This is a genomic window from Paenibacillus gyeongsangnamensis (assembly GCF_027533625.1).
GTDB lineage: Bacteria > Bacillota > Bacilli > Paenibacillales > NBRC-103111 > Paenibacillus_G > Paenibacillus_G gyeongsangnamensis.
In genome coordinates, this window is the sequence record NZ_JAQAGZ010000014.1 from 104220 (window position 1) to 123050 (window position 18831).

An 18831-nucleotide genomic window follows, 5' to 3' on the forward strand; every position below is an offset into this window, starting at 1 on the left:
CTAGAACGAGATCTCTGCAGGTCCATTGAAGCAAGAGGACCTAGAAGTCAGGTGAATTAGCAGCGGAGTGGGCGGAATCAATCTGGAGCAGCGATCGGAAGAATGATTCGCTCGCGAAGCGGCGTCTTAATCACCAGCTTCTAGAGGAGCGTCTGGGGCAGGGAACGTCGATTACAAAGGGGAAACGTACGGATGAGCAACTGTTTTGTAATGAAATGCGGCGGCAGCACGCTTGCTGCGCTGCCGGAGCTGTTCTTCGAGGACCTGAAGCAGCTGCAGGCGGAGGGCATCATTCCTGTCATCGTGCACGGCGGCGGGCCCGCGATCTCGGGCACGCTGGAGAAGCTGGGCATCGAGACGGAGTTCGTGAACGGGCTGCGCAAGACGAATGAAGCGGTATTAGACGTCGTCGAGATGGTGCTGGCGGGGCAGATCAACAAAGAGATCGTCCGCAAAATCCAGCTGTCCGGAGCCAAGGCCTTGGGGCTGTCCGGCGTGGACGGCCACCTCATCCAGGCGCAGCCGGTGGCGAACGCGCAGGAGGTCGGCCTTGTCGGCGATGTGACGCATGTGAACGCGGAGCTGATCCGAGGCATCGTCGCCATGGGCTACATGCCGGTCATCGCTCCGGTCGGCATCGACGCGGACGGCGGACAACGCTACAACATCAATGCCGACACGGCGGCGGGCGCCGTAGCTTCGCACCTCGGGGTCGAACGAATGATCGTGGTGACGGACGTGCCGGGTATTTTGAAGACCGTGAACGGCGAGAAGCAGGTGCTGCCTTCCGTCACGGTGCATGAAATCGACGAAATGATTGCCAGCGGCGAGATTTACGGCGGGATGATCCCGAAGGTGAAGGCGGCTGTTCAGTGCATCCAAGGGGCTGTACGCGAGGTCGTGATCGTGAACGGCTCGGAGCCGGGCGTGCTCAGCAAGGCGCTGAAGGAAGGCACAATCGGTACACGCATCGTGAAGTAAAGCGGATATCCGCTTGAAGCAAGGATACAACCTATTTTGAACAAAGGAGTGATCGGCATGGGAGAGGCTCAAAACGCATTGTTTCCGAACTACGCAAGGTATCCTCTGGCTTTCGTGAAGGGGGAGGGCAGCCGGCTGTGGGATGAGAACGGCAAGGAATATCTCGATCTGATGTGCGGCCTGGCCGTAACGAACCTCGGGCACGCCCCGAAGCAGGTGACGGAGCGCCTGAAGGCGCAGGTAGATACGCTGTGGCACACGAGCAACCTGTTCCACATTCCGGACCAGGAGAAGCTGGCGCAGCTCCTCGTGGACAACAGCTGTGCGGATGCGGTGTTCTTTTGTAACAGCGGCGCGGAAGCGAACGAAGCGGCGATCAAGCTGGCGCGGAGATATTATCAGAAGGTGCTGGGGCAGCCGGAGCGTTACGAGATCATTACCTTCCACATGTCGTTCCACGGCCGGACGCTGGCTACGCTGACGGCGACAGGGCAGGATAAGGTCAAAGAAGGCTTCGCCCCGCTGCCGGAAGGCTTCGTCTATGCGCCTTATAACGATGCGGCTGCGCTGGAGCAAACGATCGGTCCGAAGACATGCGCGATTATGCTCGAGATGGTGCAGGGCGAGGGCGGCGTGAATCCCGCAGACAAAGCTTTTGTGCAAAAGGCGGCCGAGCTCTGCAAGCAGCACGGTCTTCTGCTCATCGTCGACGAGATTCAAACCGGCGTGGGCCGCACCGGCAAGCTGTTCGCGTATGAGCATTACGGCATTGAGCCAGACATCTTCACGCTCGCCAAAGCGCTTGGCAGCGGCATTCCGATCGGCGCGATGCTGGGCAAGGAGAAGCTGCGCGAAGCGTTCTCGGCAGGCAGCCACGGCTCGACGTTCGGCGGCAACTTTTTGTCCGCGGCGGCAGGGCTGGCTACACTTGAGACGATCCTCGGCGAGAAACTGTCCGACCGGGCGGCTGAGCTCGGCGATTACGCCGTAAGCGAGCTGAAGACGAAGCTGGCGGGCAATTCGCTGGTAAAGGATGTGCGCGGACTGGGACTGCTGATCGGCATTCAGCTGACGGGACCTTCCGCCGAGCTGATCGCCACGCTCCAGCAGCAGGGCGTGCTCGTTGTGAGCGCAGGGCCGAACGTGATCCGATTGGCTCCGAGCCTTGTGATCGACAAGGCGGATCTGGATCGGGGCCTCGCGGCGGTCGTTCAGGTGCTGGAGCAGAAAGCGGCTGCGGCGGTGTAAGCGGGTATCGCTCGAAGGGTAAGTAAGATGGGTATGATGTTGATATAAGAACAGCCAAGCATTGAAAGGAGAGACATCTATGGCAGGTACAGCAGAGCAGGATTTGGCGCTGGAGCTTAGAGGGCGCGATTTCATCGGGTTGGTCGATTATGAACCGGCCGAAATTCGATACTTGATCGATCTGGCGATTGAACTGAAGAATAAGAATAAGGCAGGCGAGGTTTTTCAGCCGCTGAAGGGCAAGACGCTCGGCATGATTTTTGAGAAATCGTCGACGCGGACGCGGGTGTCATTCGAGGTAGGGATGTATCAGCTGGGGGGGCATGCGCTTTTCCTCAGCAAGAACGATCTGCAAATCGGCCGCGGTGAATCGATCTACGATACCGCGCAAACCATGTCCCGCTACTTGGACGGGATCATGATCCGCACGTTTGCACACCGCACCGTGATTGACTTAGCACGTGGCGCAACGGTGCCGGTCATCAACGGATTGACCGATCTGTCGCATCCTTGCCAGGCGCTGGCGGACTACCAGACCATTCTGGAGAAGAAGGGCCGCCTCCAAGGACTGAAGGTCGCATACATCGGTGACGGCAACAACATGGTGCACTCGCTCATGATGGGCGCGGCGAAGTTGGGCGTGAATTTCGCCGTAGCTACGCCGGAAGGCTATGATCCGGACGAAAGCGTGGTCCAGTCGTCGAAGGAAGTGGCGTCCCGAACCGGAGCGTCCATCTATGTAGGCAAGGATCCGAAGGAAGCCATCGCGGACGCGGACGTGGTGTACACGGACGTCTGGGCGAGCATGGGCTTCGAGGCGGAGCAGAAGGAGCGGGAAGCGGCGTTCCAGCACTATCAGGTGAACGACGAGCTCGTGAAATACGCGAACAAGGATTATCTGTTCATGCACTGCCTGCCGGCGCACCGGGGAGAAGAAGTGTCGGAAAGCGTCATCGACGGACCGAATTCGGTCATTTTCGATCAGGCGGAGAACCGTCTCCACGCGCAAAAAGCGGTCATGGCCGCAATCATGTAACGGCAGCATCCGTCCCGCCAGCAAGGGAACTTAAGAGGAGAAGGGGAGCACGACAAGATGGCAAAGCAAAAAATCGTCCTGGCCTATTCGGGCGGCTTGGATACGTCGATTATTTTGAAATGGCTGAAGGAAACCTACGACGCGGAGATTATTGCATTCACGGCGGACATCGGGCAGAAGGAAGAGCTGGACGGTCTGGAGGAAAAAGCGCTGAACACCGGCGCCTCCAAGGTTTACATCGACGACCTGCGCGAAGAGTTCGCGAAGGATTTCATTTATCCGATGTTCCAGGCAGGCGCCTTGTATGAAGGTCAGTACCTGCTCGGCACGTCCATCGCGCGTCCGTTGATCGCTAAGCGTATGGTTGAGATCGCGCGGGCGGAAGGCGCTACAGCCATCGCTCATGGCGCGACGGGCAAAGGCAACGACCAAATTCGCTTCGAGCTGACGGCCGCTGCCCTGACGCCGGATATCGAAGTGATTGCGCCTTGGCGTCTAGAGTCGTTCCGCGAGCAGTTCCCGGGACGCGCCGAGATGATCGCATATGCGGAGAAGCACGGCATTCCTGTCACGGCGTCGGCTTCCAAGCCGTACTCGATGGACCGCAACCTGCTGCACATCAGCTACGAGAGCGGCGTGCTGGAGGATCCTTGGTTCGATGCCAGCGCACCGGAGAACAAGGACATGTACCTGCTCAGCGTAGATCCGGAGGATGCTCCGGACCAAGCGGAATACATGGAACTGGAATTCGAGCAGGGCAACTGCGTCGCCGTCAACGGCGAGCGGATGATCCCGCTGCATATCATGGAGAAGCTGAACGAGCTCGGTGGCAAGCACGGCGTAGGCCGCGTCGACATGGTCGAGAACCGCTTCGTCGGCATGAAGAGCCGCGGCGTGTATGAAACGCCGGGCGGCGCGATCCTGTTCACCGCGCACCGCAAGCTCGAATCGCTCACGATGGACCGCGAAGTGATGCACCTGCGCGACGGCCTCATTCCGAAGTACGCGTCGCTCGTGTACAACGGCTTCTGGTTCGCACCGGAGCGTCTGGCGATGCAGGCCCTCGTGACCGAGAGCCAGAAGACCGTTACCGGTACGGTGCGACTCAAGCTGTACAAAGGCAATGTCATCGCCGCAGGCGTGAAGAGCCCGGTCAGCTTGTATAATCCGCACATCGCCACGATGGAGGCCGACCCGACCAAAGCGTATGACCAAGGCGATGCCACCGGCTTTATCCGTCTGAACGCGCTGCGCCTTCGCGTGCAGGCCGGCGTGCGGGAGAATGCAGGCAAATAAGCCTGGAAGCGTAGAAATTTAGGACTAATCGCTTAGGGTTTTCCGCTCGCGGGAAGCCCTAAGCTCGTGTATAATCGGATTATGGTTTTTATTGGATTCGGATGAAGGGGGCAGACATAACGTGTCGAAGCTTTGGGGTGGACGATTTACGAAGAAAACGGACCAGCTGGTGGAGGGGTATACGGCTTCCATTCTGTTCGATAAAGAGCTGGCCGAGGAGGATATCCAGGGCAGTCTGGCGCATGTCACGATGCTCGGCAAATGCGGGATATTGCCTGCGGACGACGTGGACAAGATCAAGGACGGCCTTCTTAAAGTGCAGAGCATGATCCGCCGCGGCGAGCTGGAATTCAATATCAGCGATGAAGATATCCATATGAACATCGAAAAAGCGCTGATCGACGAGGTCGGCCCGGTCGGCGGAAAGCTGCACACCGGACGGAGCCGCAACGATCAGGTGGCGACGGACATGCACTTATGGCTGCGCAAGCGCGTCATAGAGTTCGTCGGCCTTCTGGCGAAGCTCCAGAAAGCGCTGATCGGCCAAGCAAAGGCGAACCTCGATACGATCGTGCCGGGCTACACGCATCTGCAGCGGGCGCAGCCGATCCTGTTCGCCCATCATCTGATGGCGTACGTCTCGATGTTCCAGCGCGATGCGGAGCGTCTCATGGACAGCTACAAGCGCATCAACGTGCTTCCGCTCGGAGCGGGGGCGCTGGCGGGAACGACGTTCCCGATCGACCGCCACTTCGTTGCGAAGCAGCTCGGCTTTGACGCAGTATACGAGAATTCGCTCGACGCGGTAAGCGACCGCGATTTCATTCTCGAGTTCCTCTCCAACGCGTCGATGATCATGATGCACTTGTCTCGCCTGTGCGAAGAGTTCGTGCTGTGGTCCAGCACGGAGTTTCATTTCGTGGAGCTGGACGATGCGTTCTGTACGGGCAGCAGCATCATGCCGCAAAAGAAGAACCCGGACGTGGCGGAGCTCGTTCGCGGCAAGACCGGGCGCGTATACGGCAACCTGTTCGGCCTGCTGACCGTTCTGAAGTCGCTGCCGCTCGCTTATAACAAAGACATGCAGGAAGACAAGGAAGGCATGTTCGACACGGTTCGCACGCTGCAGGGCGCACTGCAGCTGTTCGCTCCGATGGTCAGCACGATGAAGGTGAATAAGGACCGGATGCGTCAGGCGGTCAATCAGGACTTCTCCAATGCGACGGATATCGCGGATTACCTCGTGGGCAAAGGGATGCCGTTCCGTCAAGCGCATGAAGTCATCGGCAAGACGGTGCTGTACTGTATTCAAAACGGCAAGTTCCTGCTCGATCTGGGGCTGGGGGAGTTCCATCAATTCTCCAAGCTGTTCGATCAGGATATCTATAACGTGCTGCAGCCGGAGCGCGTCGTCAATGCGCGCAACGTGTACGGCGGCACGGCAGGCAACCAGGTAAGCGAGGCGATCGGCCGGGCCGAAGAAGCGGTGGGCCGGACGAACGGCTGGTTTGAAGAGTATTTCGTTAAAAGCCGTTAAGAATACGGCATCAGATGAATAGCGAGGCGGAGTGCGGACTGGCGACAGTAGGCGCTCCGCCTTTTTTTGGTTGATAAGACTATATAAGTTTTCGTGGGCTTATAGCTTTGCATCAACCTTGATAAACGCGCTGGTCCTTGTAAGACAAGGACGGCGTAGCCGTTTATCCTGGGGTGTGAGTCCGTTGGCCTAATAGCAAAGTGTGAATTTTGTCACTAATTTTTGAAAATGAAATGTAAATTTTCAGTATATTTTCATAAACCCCTGTAAAATTTCCCAATAATGAGTTAAAATAACTAGGAGTCAATCGTTCTAACGAAAGTTCCAGAAATACGATAAGTCTTTAAGATCAAGTTCATAGATCGATAATAGCAAACTTGCCGAAAGGTAAGGACGCAAAGCCACGGGTCTAAAGTTGTATAACCATGATCGCCGGGTTGCCGAAATTTATGGGAATTCCATCTGTTGATATTCCGGCAACCGGTTGTTCTTTATAAAGAACAACCTATTTTTGTTTCCGTTTTTTCCGGTTCCACATCCATTTATATATAGAGAAACCATAAAACCGAGTAAACGGAGGGAAAAACATGGATTTTAACCATACGAAGGAACAGATGATGTGGATTCAAAAGGTACGCGATTTTATGACGAGTCACGATGTGGAGAACGCGTTGAAGAGCGAGAGCGAGCAGCTGCCCTGGCACATTCGCCAAGCGGCCGGAAGCCATGATCTGATCGGTCTTGATGTACCGCAAGCATATGGGGGCCAAGGACTGAACGCCGCCACGATGGGGCTGCTTTACGAAGAGATCGGGAAATTCGGCGTGAATACTAGGGAGGTCGTAGGGGCCGGCCACGGCGGGATGATCGCCAAGTTCGGGACCCATGAACAAAAACTGCGATATTTGCCCGATTTGCTTAGCGGCGATTTGCTTGTCGGCGTCGGCCTGACGGAACCGAATACCGGATCGGATTTGGCGGCGACGGAAACGTTCGCGAGGAAGGAAGGCAATCACTATATATTGTCGGGAGGCAAGGAATGGGTTAGCCGCGTGGAAGAAGCGGGGGTCTTCGTCGTGTTCGCGCAGACCAAGAAGGGCTCCGGCGCCAAAGGTCTGACGGCCTTTTTGGTGGACATGGACGATCCGGGCGTGGAAAAGTACGAGCTGGAGCCGATGGGCATGAAGGGCTGGTCGTACGGCGGATTCCGGCTGCACGACGTCGTTGTTCCGGCAGCCAATCGGCTGGGGGAGGAAGGCGAAGGGTTCAAGATCTTTAACCGGCACTTCGGCTATTGGCGCGTGCTGATGGGCATTATCTGCATCGGTGCGGCGCGCAGAGCGACGGAGCAGGCCGTAACCTATGCAAAGGAGCGGATGGCCTTCGGCGGTCCGATCGCCCGTTTCCAATCCGTGATGCACAAAATCGCCGAGAGCGCTACGACGCTGGAGACGGCCAGCCTGCTCAGCCTGAAGGCGCTCCATGTGCTGGATCAAGGCAAATCGAACACGATGGAAGGCTCCATGGCCAAATGGTATGCGACGACGACGGCTTACAAAGCGATCGACGATATGCTGCAAATTCACGGCGCACGCGGGTATATCAAGGAATACGGCTTGGAGCAAAAGCTTCGGGACGTGCGCGGGCTGATGATTGCGGACGGCGCTACGGATACGCTGAAGTCGCTGATCGGCCGCGAGATTCTGGGGAAAGACGTTTATGACGCGATGCTCGGGCGGCCTGCGGAAACCCGCCATCCGGTAGCGGCAGCGACATAAGGGATGCTTTGGCAGTTATTCATAATTCATCATTACTAACGAGGGGAAGAACAACATGACGGTGGCAAACGGTTTGGAACAAGTGATAGTAGCGGAGACGGAGATCAGCTTCGTTGACGGCGAAAGAGGGCGTCTGGTCTTCCGCGGCCGCTGGGCCAAAGATTTATCCGATACGCACCGCTTCGAAGAGGTGGCTCATTTGCTATGGTACGGGAGCCTGCCGAGCGGCGAAGAGAAGGCGGACATCGCGGCGAAATGGGCGAGTGAGCGCGAAATTTCCGCCGGTGTGAAGGCGGTTATCGATGCGATCCCTCGGGAAGTCGGCATGATGAGCGTACTGCGTACGGCCGTATCCGCTCTGGAGACGGAAGGGTTCGGCTATCCGCCGACCTTGGAGCAAGCGGCTTCCATTACGATGAAGCTTCCGACGATCGTTGCCTACTGTTACCGCCGTCTCAAGGGCCTCGCTCCCGTAGAGCCGAGGACCGATCTCAGACATACGGCTAACTATTTGTATATGTTAAAAGGCGAGGAAGCGTCTCCCGTTCACGTTCAAGCGCTGGAAGCGTACTTAAACCTGATGATGGAGCACGGGATGAATAGCTCGACCTTCGCGGCACGGGTCATTGCTTCCACGCGATCGGATTTGATTTCCGCGGTCGTCGGGGCGATCGGCGCCCTGAAGGGGCCGCTGCACGGCGGCGCTCCTTCGCTTGTCATGAACATGCTGCGGGACATCGGCAGCAAAGACCGGGCGGAAGCCTGGATTCGAAGCAAGCTGGAGAATGACGGCCGGATTATGGGCTTCGGACACCGCGTCTATAAAACCAAGGATCCGCGTGCGGAAGCGCTTCGGCTGATTGCCTCCCGGTTATCGGACAGCGATCCTTGCCTGGAGCTTGCCGTCCATGTGGAGGAGACGGCGATCCGTCTTCTGGAGGAATACAAGCCCGGGAAGAAGCTGTATACGAATGTAGAATTTTATGCCGCAGCCGTCATGAACGCGATCGATTTCGAAGAGGAGCTCTTCACCCCTACCTTTGTGGTGACGCGGTCGGTAGGCTGGTGCGCGCACATCTTGGAAGCGGCGGCCGGCCGGTTGATTTATCCCGACTCCGCTTATGTCGGGCAGCTGCCCTCCGAGTAACGCCGGCAAGCCCAGAGACGGAAGGGGAAGGTTATGGCTCGCATGCTCGTTATTTTTTTGGCTGCGATGAACGTCTTTATTTTATTGTATGCGCCGCAGCCGCTGCTTCCGATGTTTGCCGAACAATTCGGCATCTCGATATCGACGGCCAGTCTCACCGTTTCGCTCACGATTATTGCGCTGGCGGCCGCATCCTTTGTCCTCGCTCCGTTCTTTGACCGGTGGGAGCGAAAGAACGTGATATGGATATCAAGTCTTCTGCTGGTGATTCCCAGCGTGATGCTGACGGTAACGGATTCCTTTGCCTGGATTCTGTTCTGGAGAGTTATGCACGGGCTCTGTATTCCCGGCGTCACGGCGATGCTGGTCGCTTATGCATCCGAGGAATTTCCCGAGCGGCAGAGAGGACGGGTGCTCGGCATGTACGTGAGCGCCACGGTGGCCGGCGGACTGGCAGGCAGGGTGATGGCCGGTCCGATCGCGGAGCACTTGTCCTGGCACGCTGTATTCGGCATCATCGCCGCCTACTCCTTGTTCGTCTGCCTGCTTGTCCGGTGGCAGCTGCCGGTTTCCCGAGCCCGGAAGCGTACGGATCGGAACGGATTCAGGGAGCTTTTTCATAACCGGGCACTAATCGGCACGTTCTTGATCGGCTTCTCCCAATTTTTTGCATTTATCGGCTTCTTCACCTACTTGCCTTTTTATGCGGCGGGAGAACCGTTCCGGCTCAGCGTGACTCAAATCTCTTTTCTTTATGTGTCCTACATATTCGGCATCTTGTCCGCTCCCATGGCAGGGTATTTATCGGACCGCATCGGCCGGAGATCGACCATGGCTATGGGCCATTTGATCGGCGCAGCGGGCATTCTGCTCACCTTGTGGCCTACGCTGCCCGGGCTGCTCACCGGCGCGTCCGTCCTCGCGCTCGGGAATTTCGCTTCCCAATCGGCAACGACGGCGTACGTGGCCGATATCGCTACCCGTGCCAGGGGGGCGGCCTCGTCCCTGTACCTTGTCTTTTTCTACGTCGGAGGCAGCTTGGGCGCTTATCTTCCGGGGCTGCTGTGGAGCCGGTTCGCATGGCACGGACTCGTCTCGCTGACAGTGCTTACGATCGTGTTCGCGCTGATTAGCAACTATGTTCTCGCTGGGGCGGGGCAGGCAAGGGCAGAAGCAGGATCAGGATCAGGGGCAGGGGCAGGGCCAGGGCCAGGGCCAGGGGCGCTTAAACTATAACATCATTAATCTTAGTAATGAGGATAGGCAGGTAACGAAACAATGCTAAAAAAAATTTCATGGAGCAAAGTAAAGCAAATCCGGTTCATCTTCCGAAGCGTGAAGGCAAGGCTGTTCATCTCCTCCCTTCTGATTCTGCTTGTTCCCGGACTCTTGATCGGATGGATCACCTTCAACAAATCGAAATCGCAAATTGAAGAGCTGCTGATGAGCAGCGCTTCCGAGAATGTGGCTTTAACGAATACCTATATCAATAATCTCGTGATCGGCAAGGAAAAAGAGCTGAACGTTCTGGCGCAGCTGCTGGACGCTGAGGCGAAGTCGGCAGGCAAGACGGCTCCCCGATACGAGGAGCTGCTCAGCGATTTCTTGAAAGAGCATCCCGGTACGAATCCTCCCTTTCTGGCGCTGGAGAACGGGCGGTTTCTCACGGCTTCGTCCGATTTGAAAGCGCCGCAGGACTATAAACCGAAGGAAACGCCATGGTATAAGGAAGCGATGGGTAAGGACGCCATAATCTTGACGGATCCGTATCAAGATGCCATGTTGAAGGACATGACGGTAACACTGGCGAGGGCGCTCCCGGATCATTCAGGCGTCGTCGGGATTCATATGAACTTGCAGGAGCTAAGGGGGCTGATTAAGGACGTCCATATCGGCCAGGCCGGGTACATTGTCGTTTATTCCAAGAATAAACAGTTTCTGCTGCACCCTACGACTAAAATCGGTACGACGACCCAGCCGCATAACGAAGTGATGTATGTTCAAGAGAAGGGCTCGTACGATTACATCTTTAAGGGCGAACCGAAAAAAATGATTTATACGACAAATCCCGCCACGGGTTGGAAAATTGCAGGGAATATGTCGGCCCTCGAGATTGACGCACTGGCGAAACCGATTCTGACCCGGACCATCGTCGTTATTGGCATTTCGCTGCTGATCGGCATGCTGATCGTCTATTTTATGGCCATTTCGATCCTTCGTCCGTTAAGCCGGTTGATGCAGGCTGCGGAAAAAATCAGCAAAGGCGATTTGACGGAGCGGGTGGAAGTGAAGAAGCAGGATGAGATCGGGAAGGTAGGCATGAGCTTCAATACGATGGCCGATGCGCTGCATACCATCTTGCTTGAACTAAGGGAAAGCTCGAACCAACTGGCGGTATCCTCCAACCAATTGTCCGTCAGCTCGGAGCAAACGAATAAAGCCAGCGAACAGGTCGTGGAGACGGTACAAATGCTGGCGACCGGTACGGACGAGCAGGTCCGTTATGTGGACGACAGCTTCAAAGCGATCAGTGAAATTTCCGCAAGCGCCCAGCAAATTTCGGCCAGCGCGGAGAGCGCGGCGGATACATCCGATTTCTCCTCCGAAAAAGCGAAGGAAGGCTCCGGAGCGATCCGATCCGCGACCAAGCAGATGGATTCCATCCATGAGACGGTCAGCCTTTTGGCGGACGTAGTCAAGGGACTCGGGGAGCGGTCGCAAGAGGTGACGCAAATTATTGAAATGATTAGCGCGATTTCCGCTCAGACCAACCTGCTGTCGCTTAATGCCGCTATCGAGGCGGCCCGGGCAGGGGAGCAGGGGCGCGGATTCGCCGTGGTGGCCGGCGAGGTGCGGAAGCTTGCCGAGCAATCGGCCGAATCCGCCCAGCAGGTCGGCGAGGTCGTCCGGATGATTCAGGAGGAAACCGATCGCGCCGTCCGCTCCATGGAATCGACGATGAATGAAGTGCGGGAAGGGATGGATATCGTAAGCGCAGCCGGCCAGTCCTTCGAGCAAATCCGGGAGTCCGTCGATCAAGTATCCGTGCAAATCCGCGAAGTGTCCTCCGCTTCGGTCGTCATGGCGGAGAGCACGTCGCAGGTGACGGAGTCGGTCCAGGAGGTCGTCAAGGTGGCGGAGCAATCGCTCTCCCGCACCCAGGAGTTGTCCGCGGCAGCGCAGGAGCAGCTCGCATCGATTCAGGAAATATCCAGCTCTGCGGCCTATCTCTCGAAGATGTCGGATCAACTCAAGACCGTGGTCGATCAGTTTAAAATATAAACCGTTCAGTCGGCAGGAAGCTCCTCACTTCTTCGGAAGGAGGAGCTTCTTATATGTTTCCGGTGTAGCAAAACGGCTGGCTGTCTGCTTGGCTGGTATTGCCTTGCCCCCAGTGCATTAACGGAACATCGGCCCTTGGATCCCGTCTTCCACGAACGGCTCGTCATTGCCGGGAGCCGGAGGCGTATGGTCTTGACCGCCGGAGCCGCCGTTATTGACTGAAACGATTGTCGGCTGAGCCGAATACGTGTCACGGGACACGCGTTCCCGCCCTATGATGACGCCGTTCTGCTTCTTAATCCGGTACGTTTCCACAATGTAGCCGGGCTTGCCCTGCACGACGGTTTCCTGCTTGCCGACCTTCAGCGACGGGTTCAGCACATATTTGACCGGTGGCTGAAGCGTCTCCAGCGTCTTCGACTCCACATCGTACGTGATGTCCTGCGGCGTCTGGCCGAACAGCTTCACCGTAACGGAACGGTCGTCCGACATCGTTCGGATCAAGAGATAATGATCGGTGCTGTTCTTGAACTTGAATCCGATATGGCCGCTGGCGAAGGTGGCGTCCTGCCCGAGCGGCACATAGCTGACCGGCAGCGAATGATTCCGGCGCTCGATAATGGCGAGGCCCGCCCGAAGCACCGCATTATACAGCGTGGAGGAAACCTGGCAAATCCCCCCGCCGATGCCCGGCACCAGCTTGCCGTTCACGATGACCGGCGCTTCCTTGAAGCCGAATTTTTTCTCCGTCGCCTGAATGTAGGGCGCATAATCGAACACCTCGCCGGGTTTCAGCAGCACGTCGTGAATCGATGCGGCCGTTGATCGCACGTTATGAATCCGGCCTTCGCCGTTCATGCCGGGTACCGCGTTCTGCGGATAGCTCGTGGTGAACTCGCTGATCTTGCGAACGATGCCTTGAGCCTGAAGCGATTGCACCGTGACTTGCGGCTGGATCGTTTTCATCGGTACGGACAGGGGGACCGCTGGAGGAGCGGCGGATGCCGATACCGTCTCGGCTTGCTGCTCCGGCTCCGGCTCCGTCGTACCGGTGCTCTTCGTTTCCCCTGTACCACAGAGCGGTAAGCTGGCCGTCCATTTAACCGAGCCCCATGTGGGAAGAAGCAGCTCAAGCCGTTCCTTCAGCTCGGCTTCGTCGATGCGCAGGGCCCCTGCTTCAGCCGTATAGCTGATGGCGTCTCCCTCCAAGAATAGCCGCTTCGCATTGACAGGCTGGCGGGCATATACCTGCGGGAACGCCTCCTTGAGCGATGCCGTCAATACGTCCATGGATATTTCCCGATGCCAAGACCAGACGGCATTCCGCATTTTCCAGCGGTACAGCGCCCGCCGGAACGGCGAGCCCTCCCGAAGCAGCCGGAGCTGTCCGGCGATGAAGGACTCGTCCGTTTGCAGGCCAAGCTGCTGCAGGGTGCGCACCTGCGTCCCGGCGACGGTGCCGTCGTGTACCGTCAGGGCGATGGGCTGCTCCGCGAGGCGCGCTTTTTTATCCGCCCATTGGCGTTCGAAATCGCTGATCCGAAGCGACCCGACCGCCCAGTCTTCCACCTTCAGACCTGCCGGAAGCCGGGACAGGGAGCCGTATACGGCGATCGATGCGAGGGCGGAGACGAGCAGGATCAGCGCCAGAATAAGCGCCCAAGACCATCGGAACGGGAATCGGAACATGTTCGGTTCTCCTTTGCGGATGAAGCTCTTACGCAACCACTATATGCCGCGGCACGGACAAACTTTCCTCAGATGGTGAAAACCGGAATCCCCGTCTCTTCCGCCTAATGCGACAGCACCCGACAGCCGCGCGCTTTCAGCAAACTTTCAGCCGAATCCGTCAGAAAATGTTGGATCACTAAAGGAATTTAAGCTTTTGTGTCGAACTATTAAAGGCTGGGATAGAATCCGCCCTTGTTTTGCCGCCCATCCCGCACATGAATACAGCTTAGAACCGGCAGGGCAACAGCACCGGAATCCAATCAGGAAGTGATACTGTGATCGAAATGCAAGACGTATGGAAAACGTACCCGGACGGAACGCATGCCTTGAAAGGCGTCAGCGTTAAGGTGGACCGCAACGAATTCGTCTACGTCGTAGGTCCGTCCGGAGCCGGCAAATCGACATTTATGAAGTTGATGTATAGAGAAGAAAGACCGACCAAAGGCTCGATTTTCGTTAACGGCTTCAATCTAGAGAAGCTCAAGCAGCGCAAGATTCCTTATGTGCGCCGTAATATCGGAGTTATTTTTCAAGATTACCGCTTGCTTCCGAAGCTGACCGTGTTTGAGAACGTCGCCTTCGCCATGGAAGTGATCGAAGCGCCGAAGAAGATCATCAAGAAACGTACGCTGGAAGTATTGGAGCTTGTGAGGCTAAAGGACAAAATCCACTCTCTTCCGACCCAGCTGTCGGGCGGGGAACAGCAGCGGGTGGCTATTGCCCGGGCAATAGTCAATAATCCTGCCGTCATCATTGCCGACGAACCGACTGGGAATTTGGACCCGGATACGTCGTGGGGGATTATGAAGCTGATGGAGGAAATCAACTTCCGCGGCACGACGATTGTCATGGCTACGCATAACAAGGAGATCGTGAATACGATCCGCAAGCGTGTGCTCGCGATTGAACAAGGAACGATCGTCAGGGATGAAGCCAGGGGGGACTACGGCTATGAGAATTAATACGGCCGTACGGCACCTTCGCGAGGGCTGGAAGAACATTGCGCGCAACGGCTGGATGTCGTTCGCTTCCATTAGTTCCATAGCAATTTCCCTGTTCATTCTGGGTGTGTTCTTGCTGCTGACGCTGAACGTGAATTACTTGGCGCAGCAGATTGAGCAGCAGGTGGAGATCCGTGTCTATCTTGAGGTGAACACCTCGAAGGACATGATAACGCAGCTGCAGAACGAGATAGGCTCCATACCGGAGGTAGATAAGGTACGATTCGTCTCCAAGGAAGAAGGACTTAAATTTTTGCGCGAGAAGCTTGGCGAGGGCGGCAAGCAGTTGCTCGACGGCTTCGACGGCGACAACAACCCGCTGAACGATTCGTTTACCGTTGACGTGACCCAGCCCCGGGAGATCGGGAATGTGGCGCAGAAGATCAGCGCGCTCAACACCGGCAAGCCGAACAAACCGATCTACCGCGTCAGCTACGGCCAAGGAACGGTGGAAACAATGTTCAAGGTAACGGCCTTCGTTCGCAACGTCGGTCTGGTGCTGGTGGCGGCGTTAGCGCTGACGGCCATGTTTCTTATTGCCAATACGATAAAAATTACGATTATTGCCCGACGCCGCGAGATTTCCATCATGAAGCTCGTAGGCGCGACGAATTCGTTTATCCGCTGGCCTTTCTTTATCGAAGGAGCGCTGCTGGGGATTATCGGCTCTATCGTACCGACGGGTGTCCTGTTGTACGGATACTGGCAGCTCATGCGGCTGCTGCAGTTGGATTTGAACCTGCTGCTGATCAAGCTGCTGCCGTTCGACGCGATCAGCTTGAAGCTCGCCGGGCTTCTGCTAGGCATCGGCGTGTTGATCGGGATTTGGGGAAGCACGCTGTCCGTCCGGAAGTTTCTCCGCGTGTAACGCGCGGCTTACTATCAACCATGTTCTGTCGCTAAGGGAAGTGAGCGGGCAGGCCTGAATTACGGAGCCTGGATGACCGTTCGCGTGAAGCAGACGAATGCCTGAAGGAGGAGCAGGATTTGAAGAAGTCTTTTCTGCCGCTTGTCGTTGCCGCCGGAATGGTGGGGGCCATGGTCGTCCCGCAATACAGCTATGCTCTTACGGAATCCCAACGGATTCAGCAGGAGCTCGATCAATTGAAGAAGTCGAAATCCAGCATTCAGCAGAAAGCGGCCCAAACCGAGAACGAAATCAGTCAGGTGCAGCAGGATAAGCAGCAGACGAACAAGGATATCAATACGATTCTCGGCCAAATCGACGAAACAAACCTGAAGCTGAATCAGCTCAACGATCAGGTAGCCTCTGTTTCCGCGTCCCTAAAGGATAATGCGGACCAGCTGGAGCAGGCCGAAGCCCGCATTACGTCCAGAGATCAGCTGCTGCGTTCCCGGCTTCGGCTGATGTACATGAACGGCGTTGTATCCTATGCGGATGTGCTGCTGAGCTCCACGAGCTTCGGCGATTTTCTGGACCGGCTCAACGCGCTCAAATCGATTGTCAATCAGGACAAGGAAATTCTGGAGGCGAACAAGCGGGACAAGGAAGTTATTGCCGACAAGCATATCCAGATTGAGAAGCAGCTGAATCAGGTTAAAGATTTGTACGCCCAGGCTGCGGCCGTTAAGGCGGACCTCGTTGTGAAGGAGAAAGAGAAGGAAGTTAAGATCGCAAGCCTCTCCAAGAAAGAGAAAGAGCTGGAGGATATCAGCAAGGACAATGAGCTCCAGTTGGTTCAAATGGCGAAGCAGGAGGCCGAGAAGCAGCGCGCTCTGCAGCAGGCCAAGGCGAGCGAGGCGGCCAAGCAGGGTAAGAGCGTGGCGCAGGCTTACACGTACAGCGGCGGGCGCTTCGGCTATCCGCTTCCGAAGGTCGTCCAGATATCCTCGGACTTCGGTGTAAGAGTGGATCCGTTCACCGGAGCCAAGGCGGGCCATACCGGCATTGACCTTCCGTCGCCGATGGGCACCGATATTTATGCAGCAGAAGCAGGGGTGGTTATTACGGCCTCTTGGGTGAGCGGCTACGGGAACTGCGTCATTATCGACCACGGCAAAGGGCTGTGGACGGTGTACGGCCATATCCGCAACGACGGAATCGTCGTTTCCAAGGGCGATACCGTGAAGCGCGGGCAAAAGATCGCTGAAGTTGGCTCCACGGGCCGCTCGACAGGCAACCATTTGCATTTTGAAGTACGTCTTAACTATGAGCCGGTCGATCCGAAGCCGTATTTGAGATAAGCGAAGGTTCATATTTTACCAAAGCTTGTCATACAATAGACTGACAAGTTTGTCCGAGTTCGGCAAGCGGCAAAGGCGGTGTGAGAAGAAAATGACGTTTAAAGGACGTACGGTACTGGCTTTTATTCTGATCTCGATGTTCGCAAGCAGCATCATGACGCTGACAATCGTAAATCCGTCGATCTTTGCGTCGGTAGGCAGTCCCGGCGATGCCTCCGCCTCGGTGAAGTCGGGCCTCACCTCGAAGGATTACAACAAGCTGGCCACGACGTATCAGCTGATTGAGAGCAAGTATTTGAACCAAGTCGATCATGACAAAATCTTAAGCGGTGCCGTGAACGGCATGCTTTCTACGCTGGAAGATCCGTTTACGGTGTATATGGATCAGAAGGAAGCGAAGCAGTTCGACGAGAACATCACCTCTACGTTCCAAGGCATCGGGGCGGAAGTGACCTCCGAGGACGGCAAGGTTACGGTCGTGTCGCCGATCAAAGGCTCTCCTGCGGAGAAGGCCGGAATTCATGCCAACGACGTCATTTTATCGGTAAACGGAGAGAAGCTGGACGGGCTGTCGCTGAATCAGGCGATTATGAAAATCCGCGGCCCGAAGGGGACCCAGGCCAAGATCGAGATTGCGCGGGCGGGAACGCCGGAGCCGATCCAGGTGATCGTGGTACGGGACGATATCGACGTCGAGACCGTCTTTTCCGAAATGCTGGATGGCCAGATCGGCAAGATCGAAATCCGCCAGTTCTCCAGCAACACCTCCAAGCGGTTCAAGGAGGAGCTGGCGAACTTGGAGAGCAAAGGCATGAAAGGGCTCATTATCGACGTACGGAACGACCCGGGCGGTCTGCTGACCTCGGTAGTGGAGATCGTCGAGCCCTTCGTGGCCAAAGGTAAAACGATCGTTCAGATCGAGGATCGGAACGGCAAGAAGGAGCAGACGCCTTCGAACGGAACCGGCAAGCCGTATCCGGTGACGGTGCTGATTAATAAAGGCAGCGCCAGCGCATCGGAGATTTTGGCCGGAGCGCTGCACGATTCGGCCGGCAGTAAGCTCGTCGGCGAGAATTCCTACGGCAAAGGCACGGTTCAGGTCACCTTTGAGAAGGAAATGGGCGACGGCAGCAACATCAAGATGACCGTGTACAAGTGGCTGACGCCGAATGGTACGTGGATCCACAAGAAAGGGATCGCGCCAGATGTGCCGGTCGAGCAGCCGGCCTACTTCAAGGTTGCGCCGCTGACCAAGAAAGCGACGCTGAAGCCGGACTCGAACAGCGACGACGTAAAGAATTTGCAGATCATGCTGCAAGGACTCGGATTGAACCCGGATCGTACGGACGGCTACTTTAGCGAGCGAACGGCGTTGGCGGTCAAAGCGTTCCAGCGCATGAACAACCTGCCGGTAACCGGAGAGGTGGATCTGGACACGGCGAACAAGCTGGAGAAAGCGATTCTTACCGCCATCCGCGATCCGAAGAACGACGTTCAGCTGAAGGCCGCGGTTCAACAAATTCAAAGTCAGTTGAATAAGTAGCGTTCAGCGGTCCGCCGCCAGAGGTGGAAGCGCTAGGAAATTCAGG

14 protein-coding genes and 1 riboswitch are annotated in these 18831 nt (G+C 56.5%); of the genes, 13 read left to right on the plus strand and 1 reads right to left on the minus strand.

The window, feature by feature from the left end; all coding sequences use genetic code 11:
• Positions 1 to 192 precede the first annotated feature (192 nt).
• The 9 genes from argB (at position 193) to O9H85_RS21295 (ending at position 12305) form a co-directional block, all read left to right on the plus strand.
• Entirely contained in the window at positions 193 to 981 is a 789-nt protein-coding gene (argB, locus tag O9H85_RS21255; RefSeq protein WP_269883429.1) for an acetylglutamate kinase, read from the plus strand.
• 57 nt (positions 982 to 1038) lie between these two features.
• A complete protein-coding gene (locus O9H85_RS21260) occupies positions 1039 to 2229 on the plus strand; it encodes an acetylornithine transaminase (RefSeq protein WP_269883512.1) in 1191 nt (396 codons plus the stop codon).
• A 79-nt stretch (positions 2230 to 2308) separates the two neighbouring features.
• Positions 2309 to 3265: an ornithine carbamoyltransferase gene (gene argF / locus O9H85_RS21265; RefSeq protein WP_269883430.1), complete on the plus strand. Its 957-nt coding sequence runs from the start codon at positions 2309 to 2311 to the stop codon at positions 3263 to 3265.
• A 57-nt stretch (positions 3266 to 3322) separates the two neighbouring features.
• The gene (locus O9H85_RS21270) at positions 3323 to 4561 is read left to right on the plus strand and encodes an argininosuccinate synthase (protein ID WP_269883431.1); all 1239 of its coding nucleotides are present in this window, start codon (positions 3323 to 3325) and stop codon (positions 4559 to 4561) included.
• A 121-nt stretch (positions 4562 to 4682) separates the two neighbouring features.
• Positions 4683 to 6098 carry an argininosuccinate lyase gene (gene argH, locus O9H85_RS21275; RefSeq protein ID WP_269883432.1) on the plus strand — a complete coding sequence of 472 codons (1416 nt, stop codon included), beginning with the start codon at positions 4683 to 4685 and terminating at the stop codon, positions 6096 to 6098.
• A 360-nt stretch (positions 6099 to 6458) separates the two neighbouring features.
• Positions 6459 to 6543, plus strand: a riboswitch (cyclic di-GMP riboswitch).
• Positions 6544 to 6685: 142 nt separating this feature from the next.
• Positions 6686 to 7876 carry an acyl-CoA dehydrogenase family protein gene (locus O9H85_RS21280; RefSeq protein WP_269883433.1) on the plus strand — a complete coding sequence of 397 codons (1191 nt, stop codon included), beginning with the start codon at positions 6686 to 6688 and terminating at the stop codon, positions 7874 to 7876.
• A 55-nt stretch (positions 7877 to 7931) separates the two neighbouring features.
• Positions 7932 to 9023, plus strand: a complete 1092-nt coding sequence (locus tag O9H85_RS21285; RefSeq protein ID WP_269883434.1) for a citrate synthase/methylcitrate synthase — start codon at positions 7932 to 7934, stop codon at positions 9021 to 9023.
• 33 nt (positions 9024 to 9056) lie between these two features.
• Positions 9057 to 10259, plus strand: a complete 1203-nt coding sequence (locus O9H85_RS21290; RefSeq protein ID WP_269883435.1) for an MFS transporter — start codon at positions 9057 to 9059, stop codon at positions 10257 to 10259.
• Positions 10260 to 10301: 42 nt separating this feature from the next.
• Complete coding sequence (locus O9H85_RS21295; RefSeq protein ID WP_269883436.1) at positions 10302 to 12305, plus strand: methyl-accepting chemotaxis protein; 2004 nt, start codon at positions 10302 to 10304, stop codon at positions 12303 to 12305.
• Positions 12306 to 12422: 117 nt separating this feature from the next.
• On the opposite strand, the gene O9H85_RS21300 is transcribed toward O9H85_RS21295, so the two are convergent.
• Positions 12423 to 13994 (minus strand): VanW family protein, encoded by a 1572-nt coding sequence (locus O9H85_RS21300; protein ID WP_269883437.1) that lies wholly within the window; start codon positions 13992 to 13994, stop codon positions 12423 to 12425.
• A gap of 317 nt (positions 13995 to 14311) precedes the next feature.
• Here O9H85_RS21300 and ftsE point away from each other — a divergent pair, with 317 nt between their 5' ends.
• From ftsE to O9H85_RS21320, 4 genes are all read left to right on the plus strand, one after another.
• Positions 14312 to 14998 (plus strand): cell division ATP-binding protein FtsE, encoded by a 687-nt coding sequence (gene ftsE / locus O9H85_RS21305; protein WP_269883438.1) that lies wholly within the window; start codon positions 14312 to 14314, stop codon positions 14996 to 14998.
• On the plus strand, positions 14988 to 15905 hold the full coding sequence (gene ftsX / locus O9H85_RS21310) for a permease-like cell division protein FtsX (RefSeq protein WP_269883439.1): 918 nt from the start codon (positions 14988 to 14990) through the stop codon (positions 15903 to 15905). Before ftsE ends, ftsX begins: the two co-directional genes overlap by 11 nt.
• A gap of 119 nt (positions 15906 to 16024) precedes the next feature.
• Complete coding sequence (locus O9H85_RS21315) at positions 16025 to 17242, plus strand: murein hydrolase activator EnvC family protein (RefSeq protein WP_269883440.1); 1218 nt, start codon at positions 16025 to 16027, stop codon at positions 17240 to 17242.
• Between the two features lie 91 nt (positions 17243 to 17333).
• Positions 17334 to 18785: a S41 family peptidase gene (locus O9H85_RS21320; RefSeq protein ID WP_269883441.1), complete on the plus strand. Its 1452-nt coding sequence runs from the start codon at positions 17334 to 17336 to the stop codon at positions 18783 to 18785.
• Positions 18786 to 18831 lie beyond the last annotated feature (46 nt).